Here is a 16,216-nt window from a genome sequence, read left to right as displayed (position 1 = left end):
CGCCCAAAACACACCATGCCCCGCATCTTCCTGCTCCTCCTCCTGCCGCTTGCCGCCCTTGCTGCCGACCCCCCGCCTGATATCGCCGTGGGCGATTGGGTATTCCGCGCCGGCACTGGCCGCGAAAGTGCCATCATCCGCGAGATCGACCACGGCGAACACTCCCATATCGGCATCGTGACCGCCGTTGAACCGACAGTCCGCATCACCCACGCCACCACCGACGACGACCCCACCCACCCGAACCAAATCATCGAAAGCGATTACGCCGCCTACACCGCGCCGGCAATCGCCGACAAAACCGCTGTCGCTCGCCCCGCCTTTTTGAGTGCAGACGAACGCCGTGCCATCGCCACCCAGGCCGCCGCGCGTCTCGGCGAACCCTTCCGCCTTGTTCCCCGCGAAAAGAACCCCAACTACTGCACCACCCTCATCCACGATGCCCTCACCATCCTGCGTCCCGATATCCACGCGCGCTGGCGCCACATCGACTTGCCGCTCCTCGGCGGCGACTACCTCTTTCCGCAAGCGCTCGGCGAACTGCCGGGCATAGAATGGCTGACCGCACCATGATCGAACTCAACCACCTCACCCTGTCGCGCAACGGCAAAAACCTCATCGAAGACGCCGATGCCCGCATTCACCCCGGCCAGCGCGTCGGCCTCACCGGTCGCAACGGCAGCGGCAAAAGCACCCTGCTCGCCCTCCTGCGCCACGATCTCGAACCCGACAGCGGCAACTACCGCCTGCCGCCCGACTGGCGCATCGCCAGTGTCGCCCAGGAAACCCCGGCGCTGCCCGACAGCGCCCATGACTACGTCCTCGCCGGACATGCCCCCTACCAGGCTGCCCTTGCCGCTATCGCTGCCGCCGAAGCGAGCGGCGACGGTCACGCCATTGCCAAAGCGCACGAACAACTCGCCGCTTGCGACGGCTACGCCCAACCCGCGCGTGCCAGCGAACTCCTCGCTGGTCTCGGCTTCCCGCCGGACGAACAACAGCGCTCTGTCGCCAGCTACTCCGGCGGCTGGCGGATGCGCCTCAACCTCGCCCGCGCTCTCATCGCCCCGGTTGAACTCTTACTACTCGACGAACCCACCAACCACCTCGACCTTGACGCCATCATCTGGTTGCAGGACTACCTCAAAACCCTGCCCGTCACCCAAATCATCATCGCTCACGACCGCGAATTCCTTGACGCCCTCTGCACCCGCATCCTCAACATCGAAAACCAGCGCCTCACTGCCTACACCGGCAATTACAGCGACTTTGAACGCCTGCGCCACGAACAACGCCTGCAAGCCGACGCCGAATACCAAAAACAGGCGCGCAGCCGCGCCCACCTGCAAGCCTACATCGACCGCTTCCGCGCCAAAGCGACCAAAGCGCGGCAAGCACAAAGCCGCCTCAAAGCCCTCGAAAAACTCGACGCCGCCCCGCCCCCGCCGCCGGAAGCCGATTACCGCCTGCAATTCCAGAGCGCCGAACACCACCCCAACCCCATGCTGAATGCAGACGCCCTCGCCCTCGGCTACGGCGGCAAACCCATCCTCAGCGGCATCCGCCTGCGCATCGCCGCCGATGCGCGCATCGGCATCCTCGGGCGCAACGGCGCGGGCAAAAGTACCCTGATGAAAGGACTTGCCGGCGTCCTGCCGCCGCTTGCCGGGAGCATCGACACCCACAAAAACACCCGCATCGGCTACTTCACCCAGCACCAAATCGACGCCTTGCGCGGCGAAAACAGCGCCCTCTGGCACCTGCAACAAATCCAGCCGGATAAAACCGAACAAGAGCACCGCAACTACCTCGGCGGTTACGGTTACCACGGCGACAAAGCCGATGCCCCGGTCGGGCGCAACTCAGGCGGCGAAAAAGCGCGCCTTGCCCTCGCCCTCATCATCGCGCAGCGCCCGAACCTGCTGCTGCTTGACGAACCTACCAACCACCTCGACCTCGCCATGCGCGATGCCCTCACCCTGGCGCTGCAAAACTACGACGGCGCCATGCTCATCATCTCGCACGACCGCAGCCTGCTGCGCGCCACCTGTGACGAATTTCGCCTCGTCGCTGACGGCAAATTGCAACCTTTCGACGGCGACCTCGACGACTATCACCGCTACCTCAACGAACAAAACAGCGCTGCTACCAAAAACACCACAAATACCGACAGCACCCCCAACCGCCAGGAACAAAAACGCCTTGATGCCGAGCGCCGCAGCCGTTTGCGCCCGCTCAAACAGGCGCTCGAAGCCGCTGAAAAAGCCGTCGCGACTGCTGAAAAAGCCCTGGCGAAACACAAAACCGCCCTCGCTGACGCTGCGCTTTACGACGCTGCCAACAAAGACCGCCTGAAAGAAACCCTTGCCGCCGAAAGCGCCGCCCAGCAAGCCCTTGCCCGGGCAGAAGCGGACTGGCTCACCGCTGCCGAAGCGCTGCAAGCGGCAGAAAACGACAAGACCTGACGGGAAATGGAGCCGTTGCAAGCAGGCATGAGGCAAGGCGGTGAGGCAACACCGCATCATTACCGTTTGAGACGACTATAAAAACCCCCGCCGCCATGCAGCAGGCGGACAGTCCCGCCGTTTGTTGCCGCAGCACCGGCGGCGTACCGGCAAACGGGCATAAAAAAGCCGCGTCGAAAACGCGGCACCTCAACAAGGAGATTGAAGGAGAAACTGGTGGGCCGTAAAGGACTCGAACCTTTGACCGATTGATTAAGAGTCAACTGCTCTACCAACTGAGCTAACGGCCCGTTTGAAAGCGGTGGTGGGTCGTGAAGGGTTCGAACCTTCGACCAATTGGTTAAAAGCCAACTGCTCTACCACTGAGCTAACGACCCGCAGGGTAAAAGATAAAGGAGGAATGAATGGTGGGTCGTGAAGGATTCGAACCTTCGACCAATTGGTTAAAAGCCAACTGCTCTACCACTGAGCTAACGACCCGTTCGAGGGCGCGCATTATGCCAAATAATTTTTCCGATGCAAGGCATCAGCCACAATCTTTTGCTAGGTTTTTGTTTTTGTTATAGACAGTTAGCGGATGCAACGGCGGTTATCCGGCGCGGCGGATGCGGTAGCGGCGGAGGCGTTTTCCTTCGTAACTGACGGTGTCCCGCAGTTCGCCGCCGTTTTTCTCAATCACCCGCGCCGAAGCGGGGTTGTCGGCATGGCAGGTTTTATCGCAGCAGCGGGTGGATTTGGCGGATCTCGCGGCAGAGGGCGGGGTAATCGGGGGTGTCGTCCGGGTTGAGGTAGCCGTGGCGGATGAGGTAGTCGATGACGACCACGGCGGAATTGAGCTTGAAGTCTTCCGTGTCGCGCACCAGGCGGGCGACTTCGTCCAGCGGCAGGCAGAGGAATTCGCCGACTTCACCGTCGCGGTTTTCCGGGCGGAAATCGGGCGGCAGGTGCAGGTCGTAGAGGTAGAGCAGGTCGGCGCGGATGCCGCTTGCGGTCTGCGCGGTGTAGCTGATGGTGCCGACGGGGCGCGCCTGCCGCGCCAGCGTTTCGGGGATGGCGGCTTCTTCCGCGCTTTCCTTGATGAGGTTGGCGAAGATGCCGATGCCGTGCGGGATGCCGCCGGCGGCGATCTGGTCAAGTTTGCCCGGTTCGACGGATTTGCTTGCCGCGCGGCGCGCAATCCACAGATGCGGTACGCCGCCGCGTTCGGTGATGCCGTTCACATGCACGCCATAGCCGCAAACGCCCAGCACCGGCGCAGCGGCGCGCTCGATGAGGGCGCGGACGGGATGATGCAGGCCGGCGAGCAGCGGCAGTTTTTCGTCGCGCCAGCCGCTGATGTAGCCGCTGCGGTAAAGGGCGGCGGCGAGGTTGGCGAGCAGGCGGTTGCGCGCGGCGAAGTCGGCGGGGGCGTCCCAAACGTAGTGCGTGTCTTCCGCGCGCAGCCCGATGCCGTGCGCGCGCAGGCGGTCGAGGTTGTTCTCCCAAATGAGGCCGACGGCGTCGCCGTCGAGGATGAGCGGGCGGTATGCGGCGGGGTTGGCGCTGTTGAGCTGTTGAATGCGGGCGAGGTAGGTCATGTCAGTCCTCTTGCGGGCGGCGGGCGTAGCGTTGTGCCAGCACCGCGCAGACCATCAGCTGAATCTGGTGGAAGAGCATCAGCGGCAGCACAAGGATGCCGACGGCTGCGGGCGGGAAAAGGATGTTCGCCATCGGGATGCCGTTGGCGAGGCTTTTTTTCGAGCCGCAGAAGACGATGGTGATTTCGTCTTCCTTGCTGAAACCCAGCGCGCGGGCGCTGTATGTGGTGAAGGCGAGGACGATGGCGAGCAGCACGCAGGAAACGACGGCGATGAGGACAAGCGTCGCCACGCTCACCTTGCCCCAGATGCCTTCCAGCACCGCCTCGCTGAACGCGGTATAGACGACGAGCAGGATGGAGGACTGGTCGGTGATTTTGATCAGGCGGCGGTTCTTGCTGATCCAGGCGGCGAGCCACGGGCGCGCGAGATGGCCGAGGACGAAGGGCAGCAGCAGTTGCAGCATCACCGCCTGCACCGAATGGAACAAATCCGTCTGCCCCTGCGCGCTGAGGAGCAGGCCGACGAGCACAGGCGAGAGGAAGACGCCGAGCAGGCTGGAAAGCGCAGCGCTGCACACGGCGGCGGCGATGTTGCCGCGCGCGACGGACGTGAAGGCGATGGCGGATTGCACCGTGGCGGGCAGGGCGCAGAGGTAGAGGAAGCCCTGGTAGATGTCGGGCGGGATGACCGACGGCGTCAGCGGGTAGAGGGCGAGGCCGAGCAGCGGGAAGAGGATGAAGGTCGTCGCCAGCACCAGTGTGTGCAGCCGCCAGTGGCCGACGCCGGCGAGGATGGCCTCGCGCGAGAGCTTGGCGCCGTGCATGAAAAAGAGCAGGGCGATGGCGGCGGTGGTGAGGTGCTTGAAGAACGTCTTGCCGATGCCTTGCGCGGGGACGATGGTCGCGGCCAGCACCATCAGCAGGATCATCATGAGGAAAGGGTCGAGACGCAGGCGGCGGATGAGGTTCATGGGCAGGCGGGATGAAGAAAGGGGCGGCTATTGTATCGCCGCGCCCTGCCGAAACCCACACGGCCTGACGCGGCATGGATGCCGCTTGGCGGGTCCGGTGTTCCGGATGCTTTTCCGGGCTCGCATCACGGGCGCAGCCGCCGTTCCGCCCAATACACCAGCAGCAGCACCGGCACGCCGATCAGCGAGGTAATCAGGAAAAAGGCGGGATAGCCGACGGCGGTGACGATACTGCCGGAATAGCCGCCGAGCGTTTTCGGCAAGAGAGTCATCAGCGAGCTGAAAATGGCGTACTGCACGGCGGTGAAGCGGACGCTGGTCAGCGACGACAAAAAGGCGACGAAGACCGAGCTGGCCAGCCCCGCCGCGAGGTTGTCGAAGCCGACCACGCCGTAAAGCAGCCGGTTGTCGCTGCGGAAAGCGGCGGCGACACCCGTCTGCACGGCATGAATCACCTCTTGCAGCGGCGGCAGGGCGGGCAGCCCCTGCGCGGCGGCGAGCAGCGACTTGTCGCCGTACCGGGCGAGCAGGATGAAGAGCAGGTTGGTGCCGACGGTGAGCAGCGCGCCGAGCATCATCATCCGCATCAGCGCATAACGCTGCGCCAGCATCCCGCCGAGAAAGCCGCCCACCAGCGTCATCACCACGCCAAAAACCTTCACCGCACTGGCGATTTCCGTCTTGCTATAGCCCAAGTCCTGATAGAACACGTTGCTGATGGCACCGGAAACAATATCTGTGCTGCGATAAAGGCCGATAAGCGCCAGGAGTAACACCGCCACGCGCCCGTAGCGGCGGAAAAAATCGGCGACGGGTTCCAGCCACGTCTGCCACGCCAGCGCGCGGCTGACCAGCCCGGCGCGCACGCACAGCGCACCGACCGCTGCCGCTGCCGCCAGCCCGCCGAGAAGACGCAGACTCTCGCGCAGAAAACCGCCGAGCACGCTGGCGGCGGCGGGCAGGGCGCCGAGCAGGCGGTAAGCGGCGATCAGCGCGATAACGGCGAGCACAAAGAGCGCGAGCAGGCGCAGATTGTCGGCGGCGGGGCGCAACGTGTTGACGCCGCTTGACGCGGGCGGCTCGCGCAAGGTGAAGGTCGTGGCGAGGCCGATACCCATCACCGCCGCCATGCAGAAATACGTCGCCCGCCAGGCGGCGTAATCGTAATGCTGCATGGTCGAGCCGAACCAGGTCGCCAGCAGCAGCGCGCCCGCGCCGGAAACAATCATGCCGCAGCGGTAGCCCGCCGTGTACGTCGCCGCCATCGCCGCCTGCATCGCACTGTCGCCTGCCGCCGCTTCAATGCGGTAGGCGTCAATCACAATATCCTGCGTCGCCGCCGCAAAGCCGAGGAGGACGGCGGCGAGCGCCATCAGCGGCAGCGCCTCGCCATCGGCGGGATTGATGAGCGCCATCAGGCAAATGGCGGCGATGACCACGCATTGCGCCGCTGCCAGCCAGGCACGACGCCGCCCGAGGCGGCGGGTCAGAAACGGCAGCGGCAGGGTATCGATGAGCGGTGACCAGATGAACTTGCAGGAATAAGCGAGCGCCGCCCAGCTGAAACGGGTCACGGTGCCGCGCGTGACGCCCGCTTCATTCAGCCAGATGGAGAGGCTGGAAAAAATCAGGAGAAACGGCAGCCCGGCGGCAAAGCCGAGGAAAAACAGACTGATGGCGCGGCGGTCGGCATAAATGGCGGCAGACTGGAAGAAGCGGGGTGTGGGCATGGGAACGGCCGGTCGGGAAAAGGCGGCAATCATAGCCCTTCCCGCCCCGGCGTTCACCTGCGGCGGTTGCCCGCCATGCCGCCCATCGCCATCGCCACCTCGTCTCATATCCACACCAGGAAATAAAGCAGGGTTCGCGGGGCGGGCGGCCGTTTGTTGCTTCCGGTATCAGTCCTGTTTGCAGCGGCTGTGTTTACCGGGCTGATTCTTGTGCGGCGGGTGCAGGGCGTGGTAGCAGGGTTCGATGATGCGGCTGATCATCAGCAGTTGTTGCCGCAGGATGCTGTGCCGTTCCTGCGGGTTGTTTTCGTCCGGGCGCAGGCGATCAAGTTCGGCGCGGATGGCGGTGTATTGTGTCCGGAAGGCGGCCGCGTCGAGGGTGTCGAGGCGGTCAAGCAGGCCGGCGATGTCTGCGCCGAGGCGGTAGTAGGCGGTCAGCAGCGGGTCGGTGTCTGCGCCCTGTTCTTGCCCCGCCGCCACGGGGGAGGCACCGCCGGCGGCGGTGTGTGTTTGTTCCGCAGGGGCGGGCAAGCCGGTCTTGTTGCGGTAGGCGCCGAGCGCCGAGATGTAGGCAAGCAGGGTGTAGTTGAGGTTGAGCAGGTTGAAGGCGTTGTCGAGTTGGTTTGCGTATTTGCGCGGTTCGCTGCTGATGTCGGAGACGGTGCTGCCGAGCTGGGCGGCGTTTTCGTGCGCAACACGGCGGATGCTGCGGTAGGCAACGTCGTCGCTGCCGCTCGCTTGCAGTTGGGCGAGGATGTGGCGCAGGTAGGCGGCGTCGCTTTTGATGGCAGTGCGCGCGGTGTTGTCCAGGGTCAGGTAGCGCCAGTCCGGCCAGAGGTAGGTAACGGCGGTCCAGGAGATGGCAACGCCGATGAGGGTGTCGATGATGCGTAGCGGGATGGCGGCGGTGAGGTCGTAGCCTGCCAGCGAGAAGCTGGTGAAGGCCTGCACGGTGATGAAGAGGGTGGAGATGCTGTATTTGCGGTTGCGGTAGTAGAAGAAGAGGGTGGTGCTCGCGATGATGAGCCACAGTTTGGTGGCAACTGTCGGGGTGAAGAGCGGCGCGACGGAGCCGATGATGACACCGAGGATGGTGCCGAGGACGCGCTGGTTGACGCGGCTTTTGGTCGCCGAGTAGTTCGGCTGGCAGACGAAGATGGCGGTGAGCAGGATCCAGTAGCCGAGTTCGAGGTGCAGCGCGGCGACGATGAGGCAGCAGGTGAGGACGACGAGGCTGAGGCGCACGGCGTGGCGGTAGGCGGGCGAGCGGAAGCTGAGGTGGCGGCGCAGGGCGGGCAGGATGTCGCGCAGGCCGGGTTCTTGACGGGCGGCGATGGTGCTGTCGGTGTTGTCTTCTTGCGCGGTGTCGAGGTGGGTGAGCTGGTAGTTGATGCTGCGCAGGTTGTCGAGCAGGCGCGCGAGTGGGCGACGCGCGGGGTCTTGCGCGAGGTGGTATTGCAGGGCGCGGGCGAGGCCGTCGCTGTCGCGGTCGAGGCGGGGGTCGCCGGGCCAGGCGGTGTTCCGGTGCAGGGCGGCGGCGATGGCGCGGCAGGCCGCCGCCTGGCGTTCGATGAGGTGCAGGAAGCGGTAGGGCAGGTCGCTGTGTTCGTGTTTTTCCGCGAGTTCGCGGTAGTCGATGTGCGATGAGCTGATGCGTTCGTGGATGTCCTGCGCGGCGAAGTAGTAGCGCAGCATGCGCGCGGTGCGCGGGTGGCGGTGCTGGCCGCGCATGCGGTAGTAAAGGGTGCTGCGGCACTGGTTGAAGGCCTGGATGAGGGCGGTGTTGGCGCGGGCGAGGCGCTGCTGCCGCCCGCCGTAGTCGCCGTCGTCCGGGTCGAAGTAGCAGGCTTTGGCGTCGATGTAGTCGGCAAGCGCGGCGTAGGCGGCGGCCATGTTTTCCTGCACCTGGCGGTGCGGGAAGGCGAGTTGCACGATGAGCGCGCCGCCGCCGTAAAGCAGGGCGCCGGCGAGGATGAGCAAAGGGTTCGCGTACCACGGCTGGGCGGGGTTGTAGGCGAGGGTGGTGTAGATGGCGACGGTCAGCCCGCCGAAGGCGATGGTGCGGTAGCGCAGCCCGGCAGCGCCCATGTAGGTGAGGAGGAAGGTCATCAGCAGCATGGCGGTGATGTAGGCGGCGCTGTGGTTGAGGGTGAGCTGCACGGTGAGCGAGGTGGCGGCAAAGGCGGCGAGGACGATGCCGAGGTCTTTGATGCGCCCGCGCAGGCGGTTGTCGAGGTCGGCGAGGCCGCCGGCGATGACGCCGAGGATGAGCGGCATGGCGTAGTGCGGGATGTCGAGTATCCAGATGATGAGGGCGGCGGCGCTGATACTGAGGACGACGGGCAAGGTCGAGACGAGGTTGGCGTTGGGCAGGGGGATTTTCACGGGGTACACGGTGATGGGCGGGGCGCGGGATTGTATCGGCGCTTCCCCCCGCTGTATAGCGGCAGCAGGCACCGCGTGCCTAATCCCCGGCACCGCTATACAATGCGGCGATGCAAAAACCACAGGGCATTTTCATGAACGACATCAAAGACAATTTCGACAAGCTGCTGCGCGCCATCCGCTACCTCTTCAAGGGCGGCAATCTGCTGTATTGGGTACTGCTGGCCCTTATCCTCTGCATCAACGGTTTTCACGACTACCAGCAGACGGAAATCTCGAACAAAATCTTTGCTGATGCCGGTCTGTCGCCGGATTGCAGCATTACCGACCTAAAATGTTTTGATGCCGTGCTGGAAGCGAACGAAGCCACTTCGGGCAATTTCGGTTTCCTCCTGCTGCAATTCGCCGTCGGCTTTCTCCTCACCTGCAAGATGTTCGACGGCATCATGCGTATCTCCGAAGGGCTGGAAGAAGAACCCGTACCCTACGCGCCGGTCACGCTTATCCCCTTCCTGACCCCACTCAAATACGCCATCGGCATCATCATCATCGCCATTGCCCTTCTCCCGCTATGGCTGCTGGGCGGCCCTTATGTCTGGGCTGTCCCCTTCATGTTCATCAGCTGGTTCTTTGTCCCGGCGATGATTATGAATCTGGTCGGCAACGACAGCATCGGCAGCATGATTGACCCGCGCGGCTGGATACAGGTCATCCGCAACATGGGCATCGGGAACTACCTTTCCATCCTGCTCTTCCCGCTTGTTGTGCTTATTGGTGCGGGTGTTGTGCTGGGCTTCCTCGTTGGCATCATCGCTTACGCTATCAATGCTCCCACGCTGGTCGTATTCATGGTTGCCGTCATCCAGGCCTTTGCCACCGCCCTCACCTACACCTACATCGGCTACTTCATGCGTGACGAGAGACCGCAAGGCCTGAGCGAAGCGGAGCGGCGCGTCCTCTACGAAGCTGACACCTACCGCATGGACGACGAAGAGAAGAAACAGTTCGCGCAAGACCTGCTCGCCATCGACGTGCTGATGCAGGAAGGCGGCTTCGAGCAGGCCGAGGCGCTGCTGCGCAACTACACCAATGCGCACCGCGACATCGGCCAGTATTTCCCCGCCTACCGCATCCTCTACGAATACTATCAAGTGCACCACCGCTACGAAGAACTGCCCGCCCTCGAACAGCGCCTGATTGAAGCGGCGGTGCACGGCAACGAACGCTGCTACCTCTGCGTGCGCAAGGCGGTGGAAAACATCGCCCTCGACGACATCGCCCGCCTGCCCGCCGACTGGATCAAGCCGCTCGCGCGCATGGCCGGCGAACATCACGACTACAACACCGTGCTCGCGCTCACCCGCAACTTCGCGCAGCGCCACAAAGGGCACAAGGACATCCTCGACAATTACTACGCCGCCGCCCGCGCCCTGGACAAAACCGGCAAACGCGAGCAGGCGCTGCACCTGCTCGCACAGCTCATCAGCCACTACCCCGACCACCCGAAAACCGCGCAAATCCGCCATAGTTACGAACTGCTGCAAAAACAGGCAGATGGGCACGTTTCGCTCAACAAAAAGCCGGAACAGGGCAAATAACCCGCAGGAGAACACCATGCCCGACACCATCCTTTTTCTCGACATCGATGGCTGCCTGACCCGTGGCAAGTTCGCCCGCTACGACCTCGCTGCCCTGCAAACGCTGGAACAGCTTGTGCAGCAATCGCCGACCGAAGTCGTCCTCTGCACCGGCCGCTCGCTCTCCTACATCGAAGCGCTGGCGCAATTTGCCCGCCTCGGCCGCTACGCCATCACCGACCAGGGCGCGCTGCTCTACGACTACCTGAACGACGACGTCATCCCCGCGCCGCAACTCACCCCCGCCGTGCGCGAACGCACGCAGCAGATGGCGCAATACCTCGCCGCGCATAAAGACAGCTTCGCCGTGCACTGGCAAATGAGCCACGGCAAAGAAGCCTGCCTCTCGCTCGTCGCCGAACAAGGCAAAACGGCGGAAGACGTGTACGCCGTGGTCACCGCCAACCTACATACCGACGGCTTCGACCTGCACTGCTCCGGCCGCGCGCTGGACATCATCCCGCACGGCATCAACAAATGGACGGGCGTGCAGCACTACCTGCACCACACCGGGCAGCAGGCGGCAAACTGCCGCCTCGCCGCCATCGGCGACTCCCCCGGCGACCTGCCCATCCTGCGCAAAGTGGACTTTGCCGCCTGCCCCGCCAACGCGGCAGAAGCTGTCAAACATATCTGCCATTACGTCAGCCCGGAAGCGGAAATCTACGGCGTGCTGGACATCTACCGCCGCTACTTTGCTTGATCACCCACAAGTGGCACCGGCTTCACAGCGGGGAAAAATGCTTCCGGAACAACGGACAACCCGCCTCCCGCAAGCGGGAGGGGCCACGAAAGGGCGAGGCGGTCTTTTGCCCATAAAAAACCGGACGTTGCGTCCGGTTCTTGCTGCACCCGTGCGGGGGGGGGGGGGGGGGGGTAGGCAGGTCAGAGGTTTTTGATGACTTCCGTCACGCCTTTCAGCGAGAAACCCATGGTTTGCTGTTTGTCGCCGACGAAGGCCGCGATTTGCAGGACGTTGCCTTTTTTCACGCTGGCTTCGATGTTGCCTTCCAGCGGGATGGCCGCGTTGCAGCCGCCGTTGTCGCAGAAGTCGTACGGGGTGACGACGAGTTCTTTGCCGTCCACGGCAAGCGCCATGCCGGCGCGCAGGTTGACACCGAGCGGCACGGTAACGAAGGCGACGACGCTGTTTTGTGCTTCCGGGATGCGGCGCAGCAGGATGCGGCCGACCGGTTCGCCTTGCGGGTTGTTGACGATTTGCACCGCGCCGCATTCGTTGCCCTGGCAGGTGCCTTTCCAGTCGCCGTAGGCCTTGCCTTCGCTCAGTTTGGCGGCGGCGGTCAGGCTGACGGCGGCGAGCGCGGCGACTGCGGCGATTTTGACGGTGTTTTTCATGAGTTCTCCTGTATGGAATGGTGAAGGCGGCGAAGTGTAGCAGCTTTGCCCAAGGGGGTCTAGGAAGCCCTAGCCGGTCAACTGCCGCGTAATCAGGCGTTTCAGCGGCGGCAGATGGTCGGAGAGACGCAGGACGCCGTGGCGCAGGATGCGGGCGGGCGGGGTTTCGCGGGTGAAGAGTTTGACGATGGCGTTGGTGCCATGGTAGAGCGGGCGGGTGTTCAACTGGTGGCGGCGGCCGTAGGCGGCGAGCATGGCCGGATTGCCGATGTCCCTGCCCTGGCCTGCCTGACGCAGGATGAGGCGCGAGAGGATTTCCTGGCTTTGCAGGCCGAGGTTGTAGCCGTGCGCGGTGACGGGGTGCATGCCGCAGGCGGCGTCGCCGATAAGCGCGCAGCGGTTGGTGTGGAAGCGGCGGGCGTGCACGCCGACCAGCGGGTAGTCGTGAATGGTGCTGACGAGTTTCATCGCGCCGAGGCGGTGGTCGAGTTCGGCGGCGACGTGCGCGGCGATGCCGTCACCCAGGGCGATGAGTGCCGGGGCTTTGCGGCTATCAATGGTGATGACGCAGTTGGTGATGTGGTCGGTGAGCGGCAGGAGGGCGAGGGTGCTGCCGTAGAAGAAGCATTCGCTCGCGGTGTGGTCGTTGGAGTGTTCGTGTTCGAGGCGGAAGACGAGGACGTTGCGCCCGAATTCGTGGGTGTCGGCGGCGATGCCCATCGCGCGGCGGACGAAGGAGAAGCGGCTGTCGGCGGCGACCAGCAGTTTGCCGCTGATGGTGTCGCCGTTATCGAGGGTGACGTGGGCGCTGGTGGTGTCGCTGCCGCAGGCGATGACGCGGCGTTCGGTGTGCCAGCGGATGTTAGCCTGGTCTTGCACGGCTTCGTAGGCGGCGCGGCGGATGATGTGGTTCGGCACGAGGTAGCCGAGGGTGTCAATCGGACGCTTGTGGCTGTCGGCGGGCGGCAGCGGGAAGTGCAGGCGGTAGGGCGAGTTGCCGTTCAGCACCGAGGCTTCGCGCAGGTTATAGACTTCGTCGGCGGGGAAGCGCTGCCAGATGCCGAGGTTTTCGAGGATGGCTTTGGAAGGGTGGGTGAGGGCGATTTCGCGACCGTCGTAGGGCGGGTCGGCAAGCACTTCTTTGCTGTGGATTTCGACGACGCTGATGTTGAGCTGGCTGCCGGCAAGCGAGCGGCAAAAAGCCAGTCCGGCGGGGCCGGCGCCGACGACGATGATGTCGGTTTGTTCTTGCATGGGAATTCTCCGCTGTGGGTGGGTGTGGAAAGGCGGACATTATAGCCTGTTTGATTGGTCATTCACGGGTGAGGTGATTGGGTTTTTTCATGTATCAGCAGGAATGCGGCCTGGCAGTGGTTCTGCTGCCGGGCGCAGGCTGTCGATGAGGGCGCGCAGCGCGGGACTGATGCGCCGGTCGGGATAGTAGAGGTAAAAGCCGGGGAAGCACGGGCAGTGGGCAGTCAGCAGGGCCGTCAGCCGGCCGGCGCGCAGGTGCGGCGCACAGACCAGGTCCAGGCCGTAGCTGATGCCGAGGCCGGCGACGGTGGCTTCCGCCAGCAATTCCGGGTCATCGAAGATGAGCGGGTGCGTCAGGGTGAGGCTTTGCGCCCGGTCACCGTCTTCGATTTCCCAGCGGTAGAGTTCGCGGCTGCCCGGCTGGCGGAAGCCCAGGCAGCGGTGCCGGGCCAGTGCCGCCGGGGTCTGCGGCAGGCCGTGGCGGGCGAGATAAGCCGGCGCGGCGACGATGACGCTGTGCAATGGGCCGGTCAGCGGCACGGCGATCATGTCATTCGCCAGATTTTCACCGAGGCGAATGCCCGCATCGTAGCCCTCGCGCACGATGTCGATGGCGCGGTTGTCGGCGGCGATGTCGAGGTGAATGTCCGGATGGCGGGCGCAGAAATCCCGGAGACGGGGCAGAAGCACCGTGGTCGCCACACAGCGCGGCAGGCTTAAACGGACACAGCCCCGGGGCCGGTCGCGGTGCGCGTTCACGCTGTCGAGTGCGCCCGCCAAATCGTGCAGGGCGGGCGCCACCTGGCCGAAGAGCGCCCGGCCCGCTTCGCTCAGGGCGACGCTGCGGGTGGTGCGGTGCAGCAGGCGCACGCCGAGGCGTGCTTCCAGCGCGCCCAGGCGGTGCGATACGGTGGAAGGTTTCAGGTTAAGCCGGGCGGCGGCGCGGCGGAAACTGCCACTTTCGGCGATGGCGACGAAGGCGGCCAGTTCGGCGTAGTCGTTGGGGTGCATTGTTGCTTCTCCTGCATGATGGTATGCCCCGGCGCGGGGCTTATGGCGGGCGGCGGCGCGGACTATGATGGAACTCTCACTTTTTTCGGGAGTCTTTATGCAAATTCTGGTCAATGTCTTTCATCCGCGTCTTTCACAATCCACGGTCAACCGCGCCTGGGTCGCGCGCCTTGCCCCGGCGGGCGTTACGCTGCGTGATCTGTATGCGCTCTATCCGGACGGCCGCATTGACGTGGCCGCCGAACAGGCCGCGCTGCTCGCCCATGAACGCATCGTCTTTCAACATCCGTTCTATTGGTATGCGCCGCCGCCATTGATGAAGCAGTGGCTGGACGATGTGCTGACCTATGGCTGGGCCTACGGCGGCGGCGCGGCGCTGGCGGGCAAGGAATGGCTGTCGGCGATTTCCACCGGCGGCCCGGCGGATTCCTATCAGGCTGGCGGCTATAACCGCTTTGCCATGAGCGAGTTCCTGAAGCCACTGGTGCAAACGGCGCAGCTATTACAGATGACCTTTCTGCCGCCGTTTATTTTTCATGGGGCGGTGGCGGCCACGGCCACAGCGGTGGCGGATTCGGCGGAACGGCTGCTGGCCCATGTGCATGACCCGCTGCTCGACCCGGTGAAACGTCTCGCTGCGTTGCAGGCGCAGATGACGCGGGATGGGGTGAAACTGGGGTAAATGTTATCGGTTGTCGGCAGGCCGGGGTTTCCCCCACTGCATGATCGTCCTGCCTTTTCCACAAACCGTGTGGTTATAGTCAAATAGCCAAGAAGCCGTAACAAGGCGCGCCGCCGCAGACAGTACAAATCAGTACGGCAAGGCGGCGCAACACCGTTACGGTTTTTTTAGATATTTGACTATATCCCGCCTGGCGGCACCGCCCGGATTATTCGCTGCGGTAGCGGCTGCGGGTGTTGAAGGCGAGGGCGAGGGTGCTTTTGTCAATGTAGGCGAGCTCGCCGCCCATCGGCACGCCGTGCGCGAGGCGGGTGGCGGGGACACCGTGTTTGGCGGCGAGTTCGGCGAGGAAGTAGGCGGTGGTTTCGCCTTCCATGGTGCTGTTGGTGGCGAGCACGACTTCGTGGATGTCGCCGCCGGTGAGGCGTTGGTCGAGGATGTCGAGGCCGAGTTCTTCCGGGCCGATGCCGTCGAGCGGCGAGATGTGGCCCATCAGCACGAAGTAGTGGCCGCGATAGTCGGTGGATTGTTCGATGGCGAGCACATCGGCGGGTGCTTCGACGACGCAGATGGTGCCCGCGTCGCGGCGCGGGTTGGCACAGATGAGGCAGAGGGCTTCGTCGCTGATGTTGCGGCACTTCTCGCAGCGGCGCACGGTGTGCAGCGCGTGGTTGGTGGCATCCGCCAGTTCTTGTGCCTGCGCGGTTTTGGTGAGCAGGAGTTGCAGCGCCATGCGCTGCGCGGTTTTGTTGCCGACGCCCGGCAGGCAGGTGAGGGCCTGCACGAGGCGGTCGAAAGCGGGGGAAAAGCTCATTCAGAAGGGTAGCTTGAAGCCGCCGGGCAGGCCCATACCGCCGGTGATGGCGGCCATTTCTTCCTGGGTCATCTGGTTGACTTTGCTTGCGGCGTCGCTGATGGCGGCGGCGATGAGGGCTTCCAGCATGTCTTTGTCTTCTTTCAGCGCTTCTTCGCCGAGTTCGACGCGCTGGCAGGCGTAGTGGCCGTTCAGGGTTACTTTGACCGCGCCCGCCCCGGCGATGCCGACGACGTGTTTGTTCGCCAGTTCTTCTTGCATTTTCTGCATGTTGGCCTGCATTTCCTGCGCTTTTTTCATCATGTTGCCCAATTTTCCGGGAAGCATTGTGT

At 64.0% G+C, this 16,216-nt stretch carries 15 protein-coding genes and 3 tRNA genes; 6 read left to right on the top strand and 12 right to left on the bottom strand.

From position 1 onward, the window contains the following. The first annotated feature begins 15 nt into the window (after positions 1-15). The 3 genes from Q0562_RS13080 (at position 16) to Q0562_RS13070 (ending at position 2,692) form a co-directional block, all read left to right on the top strand. A complete protein-coding gene (locus Q0562_RS13080) occupies positions 16-573 on the top strand; it encodes a hypothetical protein (RefSeq protein WP_298645046.1) in 558 nt (185 codons plus the stop codon). After that, positions 570-2,465 carry an ATP-binding cassette domain-containing protein gene (locus Q0562_RS13075; protein ID WP_366144800.1) on the top strand — a complete coding sequence of 632 codons (1,896 nt, stop codon included), beginning with the start codon at positions 570-572 and terminating at the stop codon, positions 2,463-2,465. Before Q0562_RS13080 ends, Q0562_RS13075 begins: the two co-directional genes overlap by 4 nt. A 95-nt stretch (positions 2,466-2,560) precedes the next feature. Continuing rightward, complete coding sequence (locus Q0562_RS13070) at positions 2,561-2,692, top strand: hypothetical protein (RefSeq protein ID WP_298645041.1); 132 nt, start codon at positions 2,561-2,563, stop codon at positions 2,690-2,692. Here Q0562_RS13070 and Q0562_RS13065 read toward each other — a convergent pair. The 7 genes from Q0562_RS13065 to yccS all read right to left on the bottom strand — a co-directional run bounded on the left by Q0562_RS13065 (position 2,680) and on the right by yccS (position 9,130). Continuing rightward, positions 2,680-2,755 (bottom strand) — tRNA-Lys (locus Q0562_RS13065). The genes Q0562_RS13070 and Q0562_RS13065 overlap by 13 nt on opposite strands. Positions 2,756-2,767: 12 nt before the next feature. Beyond that, positions 2,768-2,842: transfer RNA gene (locus tag Q0562_RS13060), tRNA-Lys, on the bottom strand. A 28-nt stretch (positions 2,843-2,870) separates the two neighbouring features. Continuing rightward, positions 2,871-2,945 (bottom strand) — tRNA-Lys (locus tag Q0562_RS13055). Between the two features lie 233 nt (positions 2,946-3,178). Continuing rightward, a complete protein-coding gene (locus Q0562_RS13050) occupies positions 3,179-4,042 on the bottom strand; it encodes a DUF4743 domain-containing protein (RefSeq protein ID WP_298645039.1) in 864 nt (287 codons plus the stop codon). Between the two features lies 1 nt (position 4,043). Beyond that, positions 4,044-5,015 (bottom strand): bile acid:sodium symporter family protein, encoded by a 972-nt coding sequence (locus Q0562_RS13045; protein ID WP_298645037.1) that lies wholly within the window; start codon positions 5,013-5,015, stop codon positions 4,044-4,046. Positions 5,016-5,140: 125 nt separating this feature from the next. Then, positions 5,141-6,745: an MFS transporter gene (locus Q0562_RS13040; RefSeq protein ID WP_298645035.1), complete on the bottom strand. Its 1,605-nt coding sequence runs from the start codon at positions 6,743-6,745 to the stop codon at positions 5,141-5,143. 168 nt (positions 6,746-6,913) lie between these two features. Continuing rightward, on the bottom strand, positions 6,914-9,130 hold the full coding sequence (yccS, locus tag Q0562_RS13035; protein WP_298645033.1) for a YccS family putative transporter: 2,217 nt from the start codon (positions 9,128-9,130) through the stop codon (positions 6,914-6,916). Between the two features lie 134 nt (positions 9,131-9,264). Here yccS and Q0562_RS13030 point away from each other — a divergent pair, with 134 nt between their 5' ends. Together Q0562_RS13030 and Q0562_RS13025 are read left to right on the top strand one after the other, a co-directional pair. Beyond that, the gene (locus tag Q0562_RS13030; RefSeq protein ID WP_298645032.1) at positions 9,265-10,728 is read left to right on the top strand and encodes a hypothetical protein; all 1,464 of its coding nucleotides are present in this window, start codon (positions 9,265-9,267) and stop codon (positions 10,726-10,728) included. Between the two features lie 16 nt (positions 10,729-10,744). Continuing rightward, a complete protein-coding gene (locus Q0562_RS13025; protein WP_298645031.1) occupies positions 10,745-11,470 on the top strand; it encodes an HAD-IIB family hydrolase in 726 nt (241 codons plus the stop codon). Positions 11,471-11,652: 182 nt separating this feature from the next. Here Q0562_RS13025 and Q0562_RS13020 read toward each other — a convergent pair whose 3' ends face one another. From Q0562_RS13020 to Q0562_RS13010, 3 genes are all read right to left on the bottom strand, one after another. Continuing rightward, the gene (locus Q0562_RS13020; protein WP_298645030.1) at positions 11,653-12,123 is read right to left on the bottom strand and encodes an invasion associated locus B family protein; all 471 of its coding nucleotides are present in this window, start codon (positions 12,121-12,123) and stop codon (positions 11,653-11,655) included. Between the two features lie 69 nt (positions 12,124-12,192). After that, positions 12,193-13,377 (bottom strand): 5-demethoxyubiquinol-8 5-hydroxylase UbiM, encoded by a 1,185-nt coding sequence (ubiM, locus tag Q0562_RS13015; protein ID WP_298645029.1) that lies wholly within the window; start codon positions 13,375-13,377, stop codon positions 12,193-12,195. An 87-nt stretch (positions 13,378-13,464) separates the two neighbouring features. Then, positions 13,465-14,388: a LysR family transcriptional regulator gene (locus tag Q0562_RS13010; protein ID WP_298645028.1), complete on the bottom strand. Its 924-nt coding sequence runs from the start codon at positions 14,386-14,388 to the stop codon at positions 13,465-13,467. 97 nt (positions 14,389-14,485) lie between these two features. Between Q0562_RS13010 and Q0562_RS13005 the strand changes: the two genes are divergently transcribed. Then, on the top strand, positions 14,486-15,070 hold the full coding sequence (locus Q0562_RS13005) for an NAD(P)H-dependent oxidoreductase (RefSeq protein WP_298645027.1): 585 nt from the start codon (positions 14,486-14,488) through the stop codon (positions 15,068-15,070). A 208-nt stretch (positions 15,071-15,278) separates the two neighbouring features. Here the strand turns inward: Q0562_RS13005 and recR are convergent, their stop codons facing one another. Together recR and Q0562_RS12995 are read right to left on the bottom strand one after the other, a co-directional pair. After that, on the bottom strand, positions 15,279-15,884 hold the full coding sequence (gene recR, locus Q0562_RS13000; RefSeq protein WP_298645026.1) for a recombination mediator RecR: 606 nt from the start codon (positions 15,882-15,884) through the stop codon (positions 15,279-15,281). After that, on the bottom strand, positions 15,885-16,211 hold the full coding sequence (locus tag Q0562_RS12995; RefSeq protein ID WP_298645025.1) for a YbaB/EbfC family nucleoid-associated protein: 327 nt from the start codon (positions 16,209-16,211) through the stop codon (positions 15,885-15,887). It abuts the gene before it with no gap. Between the last annotated feature and the right edge of the window lie 5 nt (positions 16,212-16,216).

The organism is uncultured Cardiobacterium sp. (assembly GCF_938028825.1).
In the GTDB taxonomy this organism is placed as follows: domain Bacteria; phylum Pseudomonadota; class Gammaproteobacteria; order Cardiobacteriales; family Cardiobacteriaceae; genus Cardiobacterium.
This window is presented reverse-complemented; position numbering and strand designations above follow the sequence as displayed.

Coding starts and splice junctions, on each gene's coding strand:
- Q0562_RS13080 (WP_298645046.1), top strand. CDS start 16: ATGCCCCGCATCTTCCTGCTCCTCCTCCTGCCGCTTGCCGCCCTTGCT.
- Q0562_RS13075 (WP_366144800.1), top strand. CDS start 570: ATGATCGAACTCAACCACCTCACCCTGTCGCGCAACGGCAAAAACCTC.
- Q0562_RS13070 (WP_298645041.1), top strand. CDS start 2,561: ATGCAGCAGGCGGACAGTCCCGCCGTTTGTTGCCGCAGCACCGGCGGC.
- Q0562_RS13050 (WP_298645039.1), bottom strand. CDS start 4,042: ATGACCTACCTCGCCCGCATTCAACAGCTCAACAGCGCCAACCCCGCC.
- Q0562_RS13045 (WP_298645037.1), bottom strand. CDS start 5,015: ATGAACCTCATCCGCCGCCTGCGTCTCGACCCTTTCCTCATGATGATC.
- Q0562_RS13040 (WP_298645035.1), bottom strand. CDS start 6,745: ATGCCCACACCCCGCTTCTTCCAGTCTGCCGCCATTTATGCCGACCGC.
- Q0562_RS13030 (WP_298645032.1), top strand. CDS start 9,265: ATGAACGACATCAAAGACAATTTCGACAAGCTGCTGCGCGCCATCCGC.
- Q0562_RS13025 (WP_298645031.1), top strand. CDS start 10,745: ATGCCCGACACCATCCTTTTTCTCGACATCGATGGCTGCCTGACCCGT.
- Q0562_RS13020 (WP_298645030.1), bottom strand. CDS start 12,123: ATGAAAAACACCGTCAAAATCGCCGCAGTCGCCGCGCTCGCCGCCGTC.
- ubiM (WP_298645029.1), bottom strand. CDS start 13,377: ATGCAAGAACAAACCGACATCATCGTCGTCGGCGCCGGCCCCGCCGGA.
- Q0562_RS13010 (WP_298645028.1), bottom strand. CDS start 14,388: ATGCACCCCAACGACTACGCCGAACTGGCCGCCTTCGTCGCCATCGCC.
- Q0562_RS13005 (WP_298645027.1), top strand. CDS start 14,486: ATGCAAATTCTGGTCAATGTCTTTCATCCGCGTCTTTCACAATCCACG.
- recR (WP_298645026.1), bottom strand. CDS start 15,884: ATGAGCTTTTCCCCCGCTTTCGACCGCCTCGTGCAGGCCCTCACCTGC.
- Q0562_RS12995 (WP_298645025.1), bottom strand. CDS start 16,211: ATGCTTCCCGGAAAATTGGGCAACATGATGAAAAAAGCGCAGGAAATG.